The sequence below is a fragment of the Pseudomonas fluorescens group sp. PF-69 genome (assembly GCF_054481235.1).
On the sequence record NZ_JBTMNC010000001.1, the window covers coordinates 1,223,022 to 1,236,854 of the forward strand.

Here is a 13,833-nt window from a genome sequence, read left to right on the forward strand (position 1 = left end):
CACGGCCGCGACCGGCCGTGGCATCACCCGATCAATAAGAAGACTGGATGAAAACCCGCGACCGCATCCTCGAATGTGCCCTGCAGCTGTTCAATCAGAAGGGCGAACCAAACGTCTCCACCATGGAAGTTGCCAACGAAATGGGCATCAGCCCCGGCAACCTCTACTACCACTTCCACGGCAAGGAGCCGCTGATTCTCGGGTTGTTCGAACGCTTCCAGAATGAGCTGGCCCCGCTGCTCGATCCGCCATCGGACGTTGAACTGGCACCGGAAGATTACTGGCTGTTCCTGCACCTGATCGTCGAACGCCTGGCCCACTACCGGTTTCTGTTCCAGGACCTGTCGAACCTGGCCGGCCGCCTGCCGAAGCTGGCCAAGGGCATCCGCAACCTGCTCAATGCACTGAAGCGCACGCTGGCGTCGTTACTGGCGCGATTGAAAGCCCAGGGGCAATTGGTCAGCGACACCCAGGCGCTGGGGCAACTGGTGGAACAGATCACCCTGACGCTGCTGTTCTCGCTGGACTATCAGCGGATTCTCGACCGCGAAGGTGAAGTGCGATTGGTGGTCTACCAGATCATGATGCTGGTGGCGCCGCATCTGCTGCCGCCGATCAAGGTGGCGACGGAGCGACTGGCGATGCAGTACCTGGAAGAGCACGATTAATGCTGATCACACCTATCCCTGTGGGAGCGAGCCTGCTCGCGATGGCGGTGTGTCAGTAGGCAAAATTTTTGAATCTGATGGCCTCATCGCGAGCAGGGCTCGCTCCCACATCAGGTTTGTGGTGCTTTCAAAATGCTGCACAAACAAAAACGCCCGGCCTTGGCAGGCCGGGCGTTTTCTTGAGCCCTGAAAAAATCAGGACTGACTGGTTGGCGTCGAAGGTGCCGGCGCGGCAGTCGGGGTTACAGCAGGGGTCGGCGCGGTCGCGGAGTTCGACGAACTGACCGGTGCTGCCGGCGTTGCGGCAGCCACTGCTGGTTTTGGTGCGGCAGCTTTTGGAGCGGCCGGTTTTTTCACCGCTGGTTTCTTCGCAGCGGCAGGTTTTGCTGCTGGTTTGGCCGCTGCGGTTTTCGCCGCAGGCTTGGCGGCGGCAGGCCTGGCAGCAGGTTTAGCGGCGGCTTTTGCGGCAACCGGTTTGGCCGCTGGTTTGGCGGCAGCGGGTTTGGCAGCGGCCGTTTTCGCCGCTGGCTTGGCAGCAGGTTTCGCCGCCGCTTTAGCCAGTGGCTTGGCAGCGGTTTTGGCGGCTGGTTTAGCCGCTGGTTTGGCGGCCGCGGTTTTCGCCGCGACAGGCGCAACCTTGGCACCGGTGAGCTTTTCGATCTGCTTGGTCAGGGTATCGACCTTGCTGTGCAGTGCCTTGACTTCGTTGCGGCTCGGTACGCCCAAGCGCGAGATGGCGCTGTTCAGACGCTTGTCGAAAGCGCCTTCCAGCTCGTCCCACTTGCCCAGAGCACGATCTTTCACGCCGCTGATGCGCGACTTGGCCGAAGAAGCGGAGTCCTTGGCGGCGTCGACAGTTTTGCCAACGACGCTCTTGGTCAGCTTCTCGGCTTTTTCGCCGTCCTTAACCAATGCATCGAAGAGTTTGCTGCCGTCAGTGTCGATCTTCGAGTACACGCCTAAACCCGCCAGCCAGATTTTTCGGGAGTAGTCTTCGACTTTCCCGATCCACGAGCTGCCTTCTTTTTCAGTATTCTTTTTGCCAGCCATCCCGTTCTCCTTAAGATTTACGCGCGACGCGTTCGAGCAATGCCGTCAGCTCATCGAGCTTGGCAGAGAGTGTCTCAACGTCATGTTTAGACGGAATGCCGATACGATTCAAGGCACTTGCGACACGCGTGTCGAACGCCTTCTCCACTTTGTCGAGTTGAACTTCGACCTTGCCTTTGAAAGTGCGCACTTCGTCTTTGGCTTCATCGATCTCGGCATTCGCCGCTTCAAGCTTCTCAGTGACTGCTTTTTTGCCTTTCTTTTCAACAGTTTGACCAGCCTTGATCAACTCTTGAAAGTAATCGCTGCCCTCTTGGCCAACCTTGGTGTAGGCACCCAGGCCTGCCAGCCAGATCTTGCGGGCATAGGATTTGACGTCGCTCAGGGCGGTGGTCGATGCGTCGATTTTTTTCTTCAAAATAACTTTGGCCATGGTGCACCTCACGCGCAAAAGGTTTGAGGAACTGCCCGTGAAAGTGTCGGGCTCTGGCACAAAGTAGGGAGAAAAATTAGAAACGGCACCCTAACAACTGACATAAATCTTCGGGATCACCGTCAACAAATGTGGGAGCGAGCCTGCTCGCGATAGCGGTGCATCAGTCGATGATTAATGCTGACTGACATACCGTCATCGCGAGCAAGCTCGCTCCCACAGGGAATTTCGTTTCAACCAGAGATCACACCAAGGCTTTATCCAGCGCCTTTTCGATTTCCGATTTGATCATGCCGCTCATGGCCGACATCATCAGGCCCAGTTCCACATCGACCTTGATCGAATCGTCACTGACATGCACCGCGCCTTTCACACCCGAGCGCTTGAGGTTCAAGGTGTCGCCAGACCACTGCGGCTCCAGGCCATATTGATCGGACAGTTTCTGCGCCAGCTTGTTGGCCTTCTCGCGAGCCGCTTCCTTACCCAGGCCGTGGGCACGCTCAACACTAATATGGGCCATCGAATGACTCCTGCTTTATGAATGCTTGTTCGGTGAATCTTGACCACTGATGCGGCAAAACGTCCCGAGGGTGATCCATCTTACCTTCAGCCTTGCCAAGACAAAGCATCCCTTGGGGATTAGAATGTCGCGCATTCTATTTTGGTGACAGCGATATGACTGATCAGCGCAAAGGCAGCGATGCCGAACCCACCACTCACTTCGGCTTCAAAAACGTTCCGGAAAGCCAGAAAGCGGAAAAAGTCGCTGAGGTTTTCCATTCGGTAGCCGCCAAGTACGACTTGATGAACGACCTCCTGTCGGGCGGCATGCACCGCCTGTGGAAGCGTTTTGCGATCGAATTGTCGGGTGTACGCACAGGCAATCGCGTGCTGGACATCGCCGGCGGTACCGGCGACCTGACCCGCAAGTTCTCGCACCTCGTTGGCCCGACCGGTCAGGTGGTGCTGGCGGATATCAATGAATCCATGCTCAAGGTCGGTCGTGACCGCCTGCTGGACCTGGGTGTGGCCGGCAACGTCGAATTCGTCCAGGCCGATGCGGAAAAACTGCCGTTCCCGGACAACCACTTCGACTGCGTGACCATCGCCTTCGGCCTGCGCAACGTCACCCACAAGGAAGACGCCCTGCGCTCGATGCTCCGTGTACTCAAGCCAGGCGGCCGCCTGCTGGTGCTGGAGTTCTCCAAGCCGACCAACGCGCTGATGTCCAAAGCCTACGACGCCTATTCGTTCGCCTTCATGCCGCTGATGGGCAAGCTGATCACCAACGATTCGGAAAGCTATCGCTACCTGGCCGAATCGATCCGCATGCACCCGAATCAGGAAACCCTGAAGTCAATGATGGTCGAGGCCGGTTTCGACCGCGTGACCTATCACAACATGACCGCGGGCATCGTCGCCCTGCACCGCGGCATCAAGCCCTGATGCTGCTCGCCGGCCTGCTCGCCAGCGTTGAACTCGGTCTGAACCGTGTGCTGCGCCTCGACAGCACGGCGCTGCCGCGGCTGGCGCATTTGAGCGGCAGGGTGATTGCCGTCGATTGCCGCAGCCCGGCGTTTCAATTGTTCATCCTGCCCAGCGACGAAGGCCTGATGCTGGCTTCCCAGTGGGAAACCGGTGCCGACTGCACCTTGCGGGCCCCGGCCTCGAGCCTGCTGAAACTGGCGATGAGCAAGGACAAGACGTCGGTGCTGCATGGGCCCGAGGTCGAGCTCGAGGGTGACAGCGGCGTACTGCTGGAGCTGGCGGCCATCCTTCAGGACCTGGAGCTGGACTGGGAGTACGAACTCTCGCGCTGGCTCGGCCCTGTCGCCACACAACTGGTCGGTGGTCACCTGCGCAGCCGCGCCCGCTGGTATCAGCAAGGGTTCGCCAGCCTGGGCCAGAACCTTGGCGAATACCTGGCCGAAGAATCGCGCACCCTCGTCGGTCAGCGCGAAGCCGAAGCCCGATTCAGTGAACTGGACCAGATCAAGCTCGATCTGGAACGTCTCGAGGCGCGTTTCGAGCGCCTTTCCCGATCCCTCGACCCAAGCGATAACGCATGAAGCTGCTTGCCGTCCGCCGTTTGTTGCGCATCCAGCGCGTCGTGATCCGCTACCGCCTCGATGACCTGCTGTTCGCCCTGCCGCTGCCCTGGTTCCTGCGGGCGCTGCGCTACGCCCTGCCGTGGCGCTGGTTCCCGCGCAAGACGCTGGACCTGAGCCGGGGCGCGCGACTGCGCCTGGCGCTGCAGGACCTGGGGCCGATTTTCATCAAGTTCGGACAGATCCTGTCCACCCGCCGCGACTTGCTGCCCGAAGACATCGCCGATGAGCTGATGAAGCTGCAGGACCGCGTCCCGCCGTTCGATTCGCAGCTGTCGGTCAAGCTGATCGAAGAGCAGCTGGGCAAGAAAATCAGCGAAGTCTTCAGCCGTTTCGACGTCGAACCGCTGGCCTCGGCCTCGGTGGCGCAGGTGCACGCCGCGCAACTGAAAACCGGCGAAGAAGTCGTGGTCAAAGTGATTCGTCCAGGGCTGAAACCGGTGATCGCCCAGGATCTGGCGTGGCTGTTCATCCTCGCCCGCGCCGCCGAAAAACTCTCGGCCGATGCGCGCCTGCTGCACCCGGTGGACGTGGTCAGCGACTACGAAAAAACCATCTACGACGAACTCGACCTGCTGCGTGAAGCCGCCAACGCCAGTCAGTTGAAGCGCAACTTTGAAGGTTCGCCGCTGCTGTACGTGCCGCAGGTCTATTGGGACTGGTGCCGCCCGAAAGTACTGGTGATGGAGCGTATATATGGCATCCAGGTCACCGATCTGGCGACCCTGGCCGACCAGCGCACCGACATGAAGATGCTGGCCGAACGCGGCGTGGAGATTTTCTTCACCCAGGTGTTCCGTGACAGCTTCTTCCACGCCGACATGCACCCCGGCAACATCTTCGTCAGCACCGTGAACCCGTGGAGTCCGCAGTACATTGCGATCGACTGCGGCATCGTCGGCAGCCTGACCCCGGAAGACCAGGATTACCTGGCCCGCAACCTGTTCGCGTTCTTCAAGCGTGATTACCGTCGCGTGGCGCAATTGCACATCGATTCGGGCTGGGTGCCGGCGGAAACCAAGCTCAACGAGTTCGAAGCGGCGATCCGTACCGTGTGCGAGCCGATTTTCGAAAAACCGTTAAAAGATATTTCCTTCGGCCAGGTGCTGATGCGCCTGTTCCAGACCGCACGGCGCTTCAACATGGAAGTGCAGCCGCAACTCGTACTGCTGCAAAAAACCCTGCTGAACATCGAGGGCCTGGGTCGTCAGCTGTATCCGGACCTCGACCTGTGGAACACCGCCCAGCCGTTCCTGGAGCGCTGGATGCGCGAGCGGGTCAGCCCCAAAGCCTTGCTCGGCAATGTGCAGAGCCAGTTCGAGCAGATCCCGCACCTGGCCAACATGGCCCGCGACCTGCTCGAGCGCATGTCGCAACCCCATGCCAACGACCCGCCACCACCCTGGCATCGACCTCGCGACGACTGGTTCCTGCGCCTGCTCGGTACCGCGCATCTGGCCGGTGGCGCCCTCCTCGCCGCCGGTGGGCCGCTGAACCAGTTGGCGTATTGGCCGGCCGGCATCATGATGGCCGTCGGCTTGTATCTGGTCGTTCGTCGATAGCCAGTTGCGTGAACGACTGGCACACTGTTTGAACGCTTGGGTTCGACTAATGAAGTGTCGGACCCGCTGTCGGAGTCGAAGATGAAAAACTGGCTGGACGAGATCAAATGGGACGCTGATGGCCTGGTGCCGGCGATTGCCCAGGATCACAAGACCGGGCGCGTCCTGATGATGGCCTGGATGAACCGTGAAGCACTGGAGTTGACCGCCGCCGAGAACCGCGCCATTTACTGGTCGCGCTCCCGTGGCAAGCTGTGGCGCAAGGGCGAAGAGTCCGGCCACGTGCAGACGCTGCACGAAATGCGTCTGGACTGCGACGCCGACGTGATCATCCTGATGGTCGAACAGATCGGCGACATTGCCTGCCATACCGGCCGCCAGAGCTGCTTCTATCGCGTCTTCGAGAACGGCGACTGGACAACCGTCGACCCGGTCCTGAAAGATCCCAATGCCATCTATTCCGCAGGACACAAACATGAGTGACACTCTGACCCGTCTGGCCGCTGTGCTGGAAGAGCGCAAAGGCGCCACTGCCGATAGCTCGTACGTCGCCAGCCTGTACCACAAGGGCTTGAACAAGATTCTGGAAAAAGTCGGCGAAGAGTCGGTCGAAACCATCATTGCCGCCAAGGACGCCGCCATCAGCGGCGACTGCAGCGATGTGATCTACGAAACTGCCGATTTGTGGTTCCACAGCATGGTCATGCTCGCCCAATTGGGGCAGCATCCACAGGCTGTACTCGATGAACTGGACCGTCGCTTCGGTCTGTCCGGACACGCCGAGAAAGCCTCGCGCCCGTCCGCCTGAATAACGACTAGAGAGGAGCAGCAGCATGGGCATTTTTGACTGGAAACACTGGATCGTCATCCTGGTTGTCGTGGTACTGGTGTTCGGCACCAAGAAACTGAAAAACCTCGGCACCGACGTCGGCGAATCGATCAAAGGCTTCCGCAAAGCCATGAACGACGACGAAAAACCGGCCGATCCGACCGCGACGCCGGCCCAGCCTGTTCCGCCCGCTCAACCACAGGCCTCTGTCAATCAGCCGCACACCATCGACGTGCAGGCGCAAAAAGTCGAAGAGCCGATCCGCAAAGACGTGTGAGCACTGACTAATGTTTGGTATCAGCTTCTCTGAACTGCTGCTCGTCGGCCTCGTCGCCCTGCTGGTGCTGGGCCCCGAGCGTCTGCCGGGCGCTGCGCGCACCGCTGGCCTGTGGGTCGGGCGTCTGAAGCGCAGCTTCAACGCGATCAAACAGGAAGTTGAACGTGAAATCGGTGCCGACGAAATTCGTCGGCAACTGCACAACGAGCACATCCTGTCGCTTGAGCAGGAGGCGCGGAAGATCTTCACGCCGACCCAGCAGGAGCCAACGCCGGTGGAGCATGTGGGCGAGCAGTCGATCCACACACCCGCGGCACCCACGCCAACGCCTGCGCCAGCGCCCGTTGTAGCGGCACCTGCGGTTGAACCCGCTGCTCCAGCCGCCGCGCCTGTCGCGCCGGCTCCTCATGACCCCACACTGCCGCCGCGAGCCCCATGAGCGATCTTCCTGAAAACGACCAGCACATGCCGCTGGTTTCGCACCTCACCGAGTTGCGTACCCGCCTGCTGCGCTGCGTAGCGGCGATCTTCGTCATCTTCGCCGGGTTGTTCGCCTTCACCCAGCAGATCTATACCTTCGTCTCGACGCCGCTGCGCGCCTATTTGCCAGCAGGCGCGACGATGATCGCCACCGATGTGTCGTCGCCATTCCTGACGCCGCTGAAACTGACGATGATGGTGTCGCTGTTCCTGGCGATCCCGGTGATCCTGCACCAGATCTGGGGCTTCATCGCGCCGGGCCTGTACAAGCATGAGAAGCGCATTGCAGTGCCCTTGCTGATCTCCAGCATCATGCTGTTCTACACCGGCATGGCGTTCGCCTATTACCTGGTGTTCCCGCTGATCTTCAAATTCTTCGCCGCCGCCACGCCGGCCGGCGTGGAAATGATGACCGACATCACCAGCTACCTCGACTTCGTCATGACGCTGTTCTTCGCCTTCGGCGTCGCGTTCGAGATTCCGGTGGCCGTGGTGCTGCTGGTCTGGATCGGCGTGGTCGACGTCAAATACCTGAAGAAAATCCGCCCGTACGTGATCATCGGCTGCTTCGTGGTCGGCATGATCCTGACGCCGCCGGACATCTTCTCGCAGACCCTGCTGGCCGTACCGATGTGGCTGCTGTTCGAAATCGGCATCCTGTTTGGCAGCCTGGTGAGCAAGCGCGGCGAACATCCGGACGATCTGCCGGCTGACGATCACAACGACCAGCCGCCAGCGACCCAAGCGTGAACCTCCTGCTCCTTGAATCGGCCGACTTCATCGCGGCCGACCGGGTGATCCTGCGTGATCGCCGGTTGACCCACATGCAGGAAGTCCACCGCTGCGAAGTCGGCGACAGCATGCGTGTCGGGCGTATCGACGGGCTGATGGGTTCCGCCGAGGTGTTGCGCCTGGATGCCGATGAGGCGGAATTGCGCGTCACCCTCGACCAGCCACCGCCGGCCAAGCTGCCATTGACCCTGGTGCTGGCCCTGCCACGGCCCAAGATGCTGCGCAGGGTGTTCCAGACCGTGGCGGCCATGGGTGTGCCACGAATCGTGCTGGTCAACAGCTATCGCGTCGAGAAGAGCTTCTGGCAGACCCCGTTCCTGGAACCTGAAGCGATTCGCGAGCAGTTGATCCTCGGCCTCGAGCAGGCCCGGGACAGCGTGCTGCCGCAAGTCGTCATCGAGAAACGCTTCAAGCCGTTCGTCGAAGATCGCCTGCCGGCCATCGTCGAAGGCACCCTTGGCCTCGTCGGCCATCCGGGCCATTACCCGCCCTGCCCGCGCGCGCTGAGCGAACCGGTGACCCTGGCCATCGGTCCGGAGGGTGGCTGGATTCCTTACGAAATCGACTTGTTCGGCAAAGCCGGTTTGCAGCCGGTGCAATTGGGCGAGCGCATCCTGCGGGTTGAGACCGCCGTCACCGCCCTGCTGGCACGACTCTTCTAAACCAGACACTTCCCCCCTGAGCAGGCTCGCCCACGGGACTTTCATCTGCCACCCGTCGGGCGACGCCTTCAGAACCCGGCTCGCCCGCCGATATACCTTCAAAATCAATATGTTGTTTGAGGGAGTTGCAGCATGTACCCATGGTTGGCCGATAAGCTGGGAAACGTAGGCGTTAATCGCAAATTGGGTATTGGCTTCGGTCTTGTCTTGCTGCTGACGCTGCTGACCACTGTCACCGGCTGGACCGGCCTGAGCGACGTGACAAGCCGCGGCGATAAGCTGGGATTCATTTCCGAAATCAACGACCTGACCAAAGACCTGCGCGTTGCGCGCCTTAACTATGAAATGCAGCATGGCGAACAAGGCACGGGCGCCGTCAGCGAGCAGTTGGTCAAGCTCGACACCAGCCTGCAATCCGCCCGCAAGCTGATCGAACAGCCCGCCGACGCGGCCATGATCGAACAGCAAGTGACCGCCGTCGGCCAATACAAGCAAGCCTTCGCCGCCATGATCCAGGCCGGCGCCAGTCGTGATGACGCCCGCAGCAAACTCGGCGCCACGGCAGACAACGCGGCGGCTCGCGTGGCCGAAGTGGAAAAATCGATGCTGCAGGGCGACAGCGTCAGCGCCTTCAACAGCGTGATCAACCTGAGCAAACTGCTTCAGCAAGCACGCTTCCAGGTTCGCGGCTACACCTACAGCGGCAAGACCGAGGCCGAGCAGCCCGCACTGGATGCCATTGACAACACGCTGAAGTACCTCGAAAACCTGCCATCCACACTGCCGGAACAACACACCGCCAATCTGCAGCAGGCCGCCGAATCCCTCAAAGCCTACCGCGCGGCGGTCAGCCAGTACCGTGATGCCCAGGTCGCCAGCGCCGATGCGCTCCAACGCATGGCAGCGCAAGGTCAGATCCTGATCGACGTCAGCAGGAAGCTCACGATTTCGCAAACGATCGTGCGTGACACCGATGTCGCCCACGCCAAGAACACGTTGCTGTTGGCCACCGCACTGGCGCTCGCCTTTGGCCTGTTCGCCGCGTGGTCGATCACCCGGCAGATCGTGATCCCGCTGGCTCAGACCCTCAAAGTGGCCGAGCACATCGCTGCCGGCGACCTGACCCACAACCTGACCTCCACACGCCAGGACGAATTGGGCCAGTTGCAACGCGCCATTCAGAGCATGACCCTGGGCCTTCGCGAACTGATCGGCGGCATCAGTGATGGTGTCACGCAAATCGCCAGCGCCGCCGAAGAGTTGTCGGCCGTCACCGAGCAGACCAGCGCCGGGGTCAACAGCCAGAAAGTCGAAACCGACCAGGTGGCGACCGCCATGAACGAAATGACCGCCACGGTGCAGGAAGTCGCGCGCAACGCCGAAGAAGCCTCCGAAGCCGCCGTCGCTGCCGACCAGCAGGCCCGTGAAGGCGACAAGGTGGTGGCTGAAGCAATCGCACAGATCGAGCGCCTGGCCCTGGAAGTGGGTCATTCCACCGAGGCCATGGGCGAGCTCAAGCGTGAAAGCGACAAGATCGGCAGCGTCCTCGACGTGATCAAGTCCGTGGCCCAGCAAACCAACCTGCTGGCGCTCAACGCAGCGATCGAAGCGGCGCGCGCGGGTGAGGCCGGGCGCGGTTTTGCCGTGGTCGCCGACGAAGTCCGCAGCCTGGCGCAGCGCACCCAGAAATCCACCGAAGAGATCGAAGAACTGATCGTCGGCCTGCAGAGCGGCACCCAGCAAGTGGCGACCATCATGGACAACAGCCGCAGCCTGACCGACAGCAGCGTCGAACTGACCCGCCGCGCCGGCGGCTCACTGGAAAGCATCACCCGCACCGTCTCGGCGATCCAGGCGATGAACCAGCAGATTGCCGCCGCTGCCGAGCAGCAAAGCGCCGTGGCGGAAGAGATCAACCGCAGCGTGTTGAACGTGCGGGATGTGTCGGATCAGACGTCAGCGGCGAGCGAAGAAACGGCGGCGTCCAGCGTTGAGCTGGCGCGGTTGGGGACGCATTTGCAGAGGCTGGTGGGGCGGTTCAGGGTTTGAGGTGATTCATCTGCCTCGGTTCGCTTAGAACCGAGGTGATGCAATCGCCAGCAGGCTGGCTCCCACAGTGGATTTTTGGTGTCCACACCAAACCCTGTGGGAGCTAGCCTGCTAGCGATTAGCGGCCCCCGAGGCCGCTGCTTTTAAAGGACCTGACGCAGGAAAGCCTGCGCCCGCGGATCCTTCGGTGCATCGAAGAACTCCGCCGGCGAGGCGTCTTCCAGCAATTTGCCGTGATCGAAGAACAGCACCCGGTCCGCCACTTCCCGGGCGAAGCCCATTTCGTGGGTGACGCAAACCATGGTCATGCCTTCCACGGCCAGGTTTTTCATCACGTCCAGCACTTCACCGACCATCTCCGGATCCAGCGCCGACGTCGGCTCATCGAACAGCATGACCTTCGGCTCCATCGCCAGCGCCCGGGCAATCGCCACGCGCTGCTGCTGGCCGCCGGACAGGCGCGAGGGGAACTCGTTGGCCTTCTGCGCGATACCGACCTTCTCCAGCAACGCCATGGCCTTGGCCTCGCGCTCTTTCTTGCCACGCTTGCGCACGACCTTCTGCGCCAGGCAGAGGTTTTCCAGCACGGTCATGTGCGGGAACAGGTTGAAATGCTGAAACACCATGCCGACTTCGCGACGATAGGCATTCACATCGGTTTTCGGGTCGGCCAGTTGCAAACCGTCAATGCTCACCGAACCGGAATCGAATTCTTCCAGGCCATTGAGGCAGCGCAGAAAGGTCGACTTGCCGGAACCGGAGGGGCCGATCACCACCAACACTTCGCCCTTGGCGACGGTTGTGCTGACGTTATCCACCGCGCGCACCACCTGGCCACGGGTGTCGAAGACTTTTACCAGATCGCGGACTTCAATCACTTTGCGCGAGCCTCCGCTCAAGCCGGCTGGCGATTTTCGACAGCGGCAGGTTGATCAACAGGTACAGGCCGGCGACGCAGAACAGGATTTCGAACGGCGAAAACGAGGTGGTGATGACTTCGCGACCGCTTTTCAGCAGCTCGGTAATCGCGATCACCGACACCAGTGAGGTGTCCTTGACCAGGCTGATGAACTGCCCGGCCAGGGGCGGCAGCACGCGTTTGAACGCTTGCGGCAACACCACGTGACGCATCGACTGGCCGGCACTCAAACCCAGCGAACGCGCGGCTTCGTTCTGGCCACGGGCGATCGACTGCACGCCGGAACGGATGATTTCCGCCACATAGGCACCCGTGAACAGCGAGAGCGCGGCGATCCCGGCGAACTCCCGGGACAGGTTCATCACCGTACCGATGAAGAAGTAGAAAATGAAAATCTGTACCAGCAACGGCGTACCGCGCACCAGTTCGACGTAAAGGGTCGAGAGGTCGCGCAAGGTCGGATTGTTCGACAGCCGGCACAGACCGGTGGCCAGACCGATCAGCAAACCGAGCACGCCGGACACCACCGACAGCCACAAGGTGGTCCACAGCCCCCACAGCAGCGGTCCTGCGGCCCAATGACGGGTCACGCCGATGACATCGCCTTCAGCCACATCATCGCCCTGGGCGACTTGCAGGCTGCTGTCATCGACGATCAGGCGTTGCTCGTCGCCCGCATCGTTGCGCAGGGTCACTTCAGCCTTGTCGCCCTTGCGCACCAGTTCGCTGACGGTGGAGATGTCGGCGGCGCGCTGTGACTCTTCGGCGTGGTAGGCAAAGTATTGCGGAACGCGGTTCCAGCGCCATTCGTAGGACATCAGCGAGGTGGCGTAATACAACGCGCCAGCCAGGCCGATCAGCACCAGCACGGTCAATACGTGCCAGGGCCATTGGGCTTTTTTCTGTTTCATCTGTTTTGCAAGTTCCGAATTCTGTGTCGCATGGCAGGCCGCAATCGCGAGCAAGCTCGCTCCCACAGGGGTTGTGCCGGGCACAAAACCTGTGTTCACCCGGATCAACCGTGGGAGCGAGCTTGCTCGCGATTGCAGCGACGCGGTCTACGTGACCGAGTGTTACTCCATGTCCTTGAGCCACTCGTTGCTCTTGAACCACTTGTCATGGATGCGATCGTAGGTGCCGTCTTCGTGGATCTGGTGCAGGAAGTTGTTGATGAAGTTGATGCTGTCGTAGTCACCCTTCTTCAGACCAAACGCCAGGGGCTCGTAGGTGAACGGCTTGTCGAGGAACACCAGTTTGCCGTTGCCGACCTTGTTCACCGCGACCACGTTGTAAGGCGCGTCGTAGATGAAGGCATCCGCCTTGCCGTTGACCACGTCGAGCACGGCTTCCTGCTCGTTGTCGTAGCCGTGGTATTTGGCTTTGGCGATCAGCTTTTTAGCGACCAATTCGCCCGTCGTGCCGAGTTTGGAGGTGATGCGGTAGTCGGCGGTGTTCAGGTCTTTGTAGGACTTGATGGTGCCTTCCAGCTCCTTGCGGATCAGCAACGTCTGGCCGACCACGATGAAGGGTTCGCTGAAGTTCAGGCGCAGGTTACGTTCCTGGGTCAGGGTCATGCCGCTGCCGATCATGTCGAACTTGTCGGTAAGCAGGGCCGGGATGATGCCGTCGTAACCGGTGGACACCAGCTCCAGCTTGACGCCCATCGCCTTGGACATGGCTTTGAGGAGGTCGACTTCAAAACCGATGATCTCGCCACGCTTGTTGGTCATTTCGAATGGCATGTAGGTCGGGTCCATGCCGACTTTCAAGGTGCCGCGTTTGACCGCGTCATCGATGGCACCGGCCTGTGCCGCGTTGACTGCAACCAATGCCGTGACGCCGACCAGCAGCATCGACAGATACTTCTTCATCTTCAAGCCCCCAAAACCATTGCATTTGCGGCGCCAAATCGACAGTTTTCGAATAAAAACAGACAGATACGGACACAAAACGGTCCGGGCGCACCCATTCGGGGACGGATGCTAACGCACTCGCTCGATTGCA

Annotated in this window: 17 protein-coding genes and 1 pseudogene; 12 read left to right on the forward strand and 6 right to left on the reverse strand. The window is 60.6% G+C overall.

Going from position 1 to position 13,833, the window contains the following annotated elements; translation table 11 throughout:
* The first annotated feature begins 47 nt into the window (after nt 1–47).
* Nucleotides 48–668, forward strand: coding sequence for a TetR/AcrR family transcriptional regulator (locus ACX3YF_RS05505; RefSeq protein WP_130207305.1), 621 nt, complete (start codon nt 48–50; stop codon nt 666–668).
* A 195-nt stretch (nt 669–863) separates the two neighbouring features.
* Here ACX3YF_RS05505 and ACX3YF_RS05510 read toward each other — a convergent pair whose 3' ends face one another.
* From ACX3YF_RS05510 to ACX3YF_RS05520, 3 genes are all read right to left on the reverse strand, one after another.
* A complete protein-coding gene (locus ACX3YF_RS05510; protein WP_458973507.1) occupies nt 864–1,718 on the reverse strand; it encodes a phasin family protein in 855 nt (284 codons plus the stop codon).
* A 10-nt stretch (nt 1,719–1,728) separates the two neighbouring features.
* Nucleotides 1,729–2,151 carry a phasin family protein gene (locus ACX3YF_RS05515; RefSeq protein ID WP_090465668.1) on the reverse strand — a complete coding sequence of 141 codons (423 nt, stop codon included), beginning with the start codon at nt 2,149–2,151 and terminating at the stop codon, nt 1,729–1,731.
* Between the two features lie 244 nt (nt 2,152–2,395).
* On the reverse strand, nt 2,396–2,671 hold the full coding sequence (locus tag ACX3YF_RS05520; protein ID WP_130207309.1) for a polyhydroxyalkanoic acid system family protein: 276 nt from the start codon (nt 2,669–2,671) through the stop codon (nt 2,396–2,398).
* A gap of 155 nt (nt 2,672–2,826) precedes the next feature.
* On the opposite strand from ACX3YF_RS05520, the gene ubiE reads away from it, so the two are divergent.
* The 11 genes and pseudogenes from ubiE to ACX3YF_RS05575 all read left to right on the forward strand — a co-directional run bounded on the left by ubiE (nt 2,827) and on the right by ACX3YF_RS05575 (nt 10,910).
* The gene (gene ubiE, locus ACX3YF_RS05525; protein WP_007989286.1) at nt 2,827–3,597 is read left to right on the forward strand and encodes a bifunctional demethylmenaquinone methyltransferase/2-methoxy-6-polyprenyl-1,4-benzoquinol methylase UbiE; all 771 of its coding nucleotides are present in this window, start codon (nt 2,827–2,829) and stop codon (nt 3,595–3,597) included.
* Nucleotides 3,597–4,220, forward strand: coding sequence for a ubiquinone biosynthesis accessory factor UbiJ (locus ACX3YF_RS05530; protein WP_130207311.1), 624 nt, complete (start codon nt 3,597–3,599; stop codon nt 4,218–4,220). Before ubiE ends, ACX3YF_RS05530 begins: the two co-directional genes overlap by 1 nt.
* A complete protein-coding gene (gene ubiB, locus ACX3YF_RS05535) occupies nt 4,217–5,821 on the forward strand; it encodes a ubiquinone biosynthesis regulatory protein kinase UbiB (protein WP_130207313.1) in 1,605 nt (534 codons plus the stop codon). Before ACX3YF_RS05530 ends, ubiB begins: the two co-directional genes overlap by 4 nt.
* Before the next feature lie 81 nt (nt 5,822–5,902).
* Nucleotides 5,903–6,304, forward strand: coding sequence for a phosphoribosyl-AMP cyclohydrolase (gene hisI, locus ACX3YF_RS05540; protein WP_130207315.1), 402 nt, complete (start codon nt 5,903–5,905; stop codon nt 6,302–6,304).
* The gene (locus ACX3YF_RS05545) at nt 6,297–6,629 is read left to right on the forward strand and encodes a phosphoribosyl-ATP diphosphatase (RefSeq protein ID WP_047536426.1); all 333 of its coding nucleotides are present in this window, start codon (nt 6,297–6,299) and stop codon (nt 6,627–6,629) included. The genes hisI and ACX3YF_RS05545 overlap by 8 nt, the downstream gene beginning before the upstream one ends.
* A 25-nt stretch (nt 6,630–6,654) precedes the next feature.
* Nucleotides 6,655–6,927, forward strand: a complete 273-nt coding sequence (locus ACX3YF_RS05550) for a twin-arginine translocase TatA/TatE family subunit (protein ID WP_103404461.1) — start codon at nt 6,655–6,657, stop codon at nt 6,925–6,927.
* A gap of 10 nt (nt 6,928–6,937) precedes the next feature.
* Nucleotides 6,938–7,366 (forward strand): Sec-independent protein translocase protein TatB, encoded by a 429-nt coding sequence (gene tatB, locus ACX3YF_RS05555; protein WP_130207317.1) that lies wholly within the window; start codon nt 6,938–6,940, stop codon nt 7,364–7,366.
* On the forward strand, nt 7,363–8,157 hold the full coding sequence (tatC, locus tag ACX3YF_RS05560; protein WP_130207319.1) for a twin-arginine translocase subunit TatC: 795 nt from the start codon (nt 7,363–7,365) through the stop codon (nt 8,155–8,157). The genes tatB and tatC overlap by 4 nt, the downstream gene beginning before the upstream one ends.
* Nucleotides 8,154–8,861 carry a 16S rRNA (uracil(1498)-N(3))-methyltransferase gene (locus ACX3YF_RS05565; RefSeq protein ID WP_047536419.1) on the forward strand — a complete coding sequence of 236 codons (708 nt, stop codon included), beginning with the start codon at nt 8,154–8,156 and terminating at the stop codon, nt 8,859–8,861. Before tatC ends, ACX3YF_RS05565 begins: the two co-directional genes overlap by 4 nt.
* Before the next feature lie 132 nt (nt 8,862–8,993).
* A pseudogene (locus tag ACX3YF_RS05570) lies at nt 8,994–10,052 on the forward strand (methyl-accepting chemotaxis protein); the annotation flags it as partial.
* A 144-nt stretch (nt 10,053–10,196) separates the two neighbouring features.
* Nucleotides 10,197–10,910 carry a methyl-accepting chemotaxis protein gene (locus tag ACX3YF_RS05575; RefSeq protein ID WP_458974830.1) on the forward strand — a complete coding sequence of 238 codons (714 nt, stop codon included), beginning with the start codon at nt 10,197–10,199 and terminating at the stop codon, nt 10,908–10,910.
* Nucleotides 10,911–11,053: 143 nt separating this feature from the next.
* On the opposite strand, the gene ACX3YF_RS05580 is transcribed toward ACX3YF_RS05575, so the two are convergent.
* The 3 genes from ACX3YF_RS05580 to ACX3YF_RS05590 all read right to left on the reverse strand — a co-directional run bounded on the left by ACX3YF_RS05580 (nt 11,054) and on the right by ACX3YF_RS05590 (nt 13,700).
* Nucleotides 11,054–11,788 (reverse strand): amino acid ABC transporter ATP-binding protein, encoded by a 735-nt coding sequence (locus ACX3YF_RS05580; RefSeq protein WP_103404456.1) that lies wholly within the window; start codon nt 11,786–11,788, stop codon nt 11,054–11,056.
* Nucleotides 11,781–12,740, reverse strand: coding sequence for an amino acid ABC transporter permease (locus ACX3YF_RS05585; RefSeq protein ID WP_130207323.1), 960 nt, complete (start codon nt 12,738–12,740; stop codon nt 11,781–11,783). The genes ACX3YF_RS05580 and ACX3YF_RS05585 overlap by 8 nt, the downstream gene beginning before the upstream one ends.
* 162 nt (nt 12,741–12,902) lie before the next feature.
* Entirely contained in the window at nt 12,903–13,700 is a 798-nt protein-coding gene (locus tag ACX3YF_RS05590; protein ID WP_458943805.1) for a transporter substrate-binding domain-containing protein, read from the reverse strand.
* Between the last annotated feature and the right edge of the window lie 133 nt (nt 13,701–13,833).

Coding starts and splice junctions, on each gene's coding strand:
- ACX3YF_RS05505 (WP_130207305.1), top strand. CDS start 48: ATGAAAACCCGCGACCGCATCCTCGAATGTGCCCTGCAGCTGTTCAAT.
- ACX3YF_RS05510 (WP_458973507.1), bottom strand. CDS start 1,718: ATGGCTGGCAAAAAGAATACTGAAAAAGAAGGCAGCTCGTGGATCGGG.
- ACX3YF_RS05515 (WP_090465668.1), bottom strand. CDS start 2,151: ATGGCCAAAGTTATTTTGAAGAAAAAAATCGACGCATCGACCACCGCC.
- ACX3YF_RS05520 (WP_130207309.1), bottom strand. CDS start 2,671: ATGGCCCATATTAGTGTTGAGCGTGCCCACGGCCTGGGTAAGGAAGCG.
- ubiE (WP_007989286.1), top strand. CDS start 2,827: ATGACTGATCAGCGCAAAGGCAGCGATGCCGAACCCACCACTCACTTC.
- ACX3YF_RS05530 (WP_130207311.1), top strand. CDS start 3,597: ATGCTGCTCGCCGGCCTGCTCGCCAGCGTTGAACTCGGTCTGAACCGT.
- ubiB (WP_130207313.1), top strand. CDS start 4,217: ATGAAGCTGCTTGCCGTCCGCCGTTTGTTGCGCATCCAGCGCGTCGTG.
- hisI (WP_130207315.1), top strand. CDS start 5,903: ATGAAAAACTGGCTGGACGAGATCAAATGGGACGCTGATGGCCTGGTG.
- ACX3YF_RS05545 (WP_047536426.1), top strand. CDS start 6,297: ATGAGTGACACTCTGACCCGTCTGGCCGCTGTGCTGGAAGAGCGCAAA.
- ACX3YF_RS05550 (WP_103404461.1), top strand. CDS start 6,655: ATGGGCATTTTTGACTGGAAACACTGGATCGTCATCCTGGTTGTCGTG.
- tatB (WP_130207317.1), top strand. CDS start 6,938: ATGTTTGGTATCAGCTTCTCTGAACTGCTGCTCGTCGGCCTCGTCGCC.
- tatC (WP_130207319.1), top strand. CDS start 7,363: ATGAGCGATCTTCCTGAAAACGACCAGCACATGCCGCTGGTTTCGCAC.
- ACX3YF_RS05575 (WP_458974830.1), top strand. CDS start 10,197: ATGAACGAAATGACCGCCACGGTGCAGGAAGTCGCGCGCAACGCCGAA.
- ACX3YF_RS05585 (WP_130207323.1), bottom strand. CDS start 12,740: ATGAAACAGAAAAAAGCCCAATGGCCCTGGCACGTATTGACCGTGCTG.
- ACX3YF_RS05590 (WP_458943805.1), bottom strand. CDS start 13,700: ATGAAGAAGTATCTGTCGATGCTGCTGGTCGGCGTCACGGCATTGGTT.